General features: G+C 45.4%; 1 pseudogene. It reads right to left on the bottom strand.

Annotation, left to right across the window (positions count from 1 at the left end):
* Positions 1 to 1,621 (bottom strand): annotated as a pseudogene (locus HMPREF2918_RS02130) (accessory Sec-dependent LPXTG-anchored adhesin); the annotation flags it as partial.

The raw sequence follows: 1,621 nt of genomic DNA, 5'->3' as shown, positions 1-1,621 counted from the left end.
ACAGACTCCTGAACCAATAATTCCGATTCACTCGCAGAAACTGACTCTTGGACCAGTGATTCTGACTGACTAGCTGAGGCAGACTCCTGAAGCAAGGATTCAGATTGGCTTGAAGAAACGGATTCTTGAACCAAAGATTCGGATCGACTAGTTGAGATCGACTCTTGGAGTAGCGATTCTGATTCACTTGCTGAAACGGAGGCTTGAATCAGCGAGTCTGACTGACTAGCTGAAATCGACTCTTGAACTGGTGATTCTGATTGGCTGGTCAATACAGATGCTTGAACCAACGAATCCGATTGGTTAGCAGATACTGAGGCTTGAACCTGCGACTCTGATTGACTGGCAGATACAGACTCCTGAACCAATAATTCCGATTCACTTGCCGAAACTGACTCTTGAACCAACGATTCTGATTGACTCAATGATGTTGATTGCAAATCAGTCGATACTTGCGATTCCGACTGACTCATTGAATCAGAACGAGAAAAGGACATAGATTCTGTAATTTGAGACTTAGATTCGATATCAGAAGTAGATTGCGATTGACTCGCAGAAACGGACGCTTGTACCAAGGATTCTGATTGGCTAGACGATACAGATGCCTGAACCAACGAGTCGGATTGACTCGCGGAAACTGATTCTTGAATCAGCGAGTCTGACTGACTGGCAGATACGGATTCCTGAACCAATGACTCGGACTGACTGGTTGAAACAGACGATTGAGCCAAAGAATCTGATTGGCTTGCTGAGATCGATTCTTGAGCCAATGAATTCGATTCACTTGCCGAAACTGACTCTTGAACCAGCGAATCGGATTGGCTGGCAGATACGGATTCTTGTACTAACGAGTCTGATTGGCTAGCCGAGACTGATTCTTGTATCAATGAATCTGATTGACTAGCTGAGACAGACTCCTGAACAAGGGAATCGGATTGACTGGCCGATACAGATTCCTGAAGCAACAATTCTGATTCACTCGCTGAAACGGAGCGTTGAACCAAGAAATCCGATTGGCTGGCTGAAACGGATGCTTGAACCAAGTATTCAGACTGGCTGGCGGAAACTGACTCTTGAATCAGCGAGTCTGACTGACTGGCGGAAACTGAGACTCGAACCAAGGAATCTGATTGACTTGCTGATACCGATGCCTGAACCAGCGAGTCTGATTGACTCGCAGAAACGGACGCTTGTACTAACGAGTCTGATTGGCTTGCGGAAACTGAGCCTTGAATCAACGACTCTGACTGACTCAACGAAACGGATTCTGACAGCTTTTTGCTCATCGAAATAGATTGTGACAAGGAAATCAGTTGAGAAACCACTTCCTCCGATCCAACCGCCGATGTTGACTGCGATTGAGACACAGAAATTGATCTAGATGCTAAATTAGATAAGGATACCGACTGACTCAACGAAGCAGATTTAGAGGCTTTTTCAAACACACTCTTAGATGCTGATGCTGCTTTTGATTGTGAGTCTGATTGACTGGATGATACCGACTCTTGGACCAGCGACTCCGATTGACTCGCTGAAACCGAATCTTGAACTTGTGACTCTGACTGACTCGCTGATACAGATTCTTTAATCAATGAATCTGACTGACTTGCAGATACGGACG

The organism is Streptococcus sp. HMSC065C01 (assembly GCF_001813525.1).
Taxonomy (GTDB): Bacteria; Bacillota; Bacilli; order Lactobacillales; family Streptococcaceae; genus Streptococcus; species Streptococcus parasanguinis_V.
The sequence above is the reverse complement of the archived record's forward strand: the minus strand, read 5'-3'. Positions and strand labels throughout refer to the sequence as shown.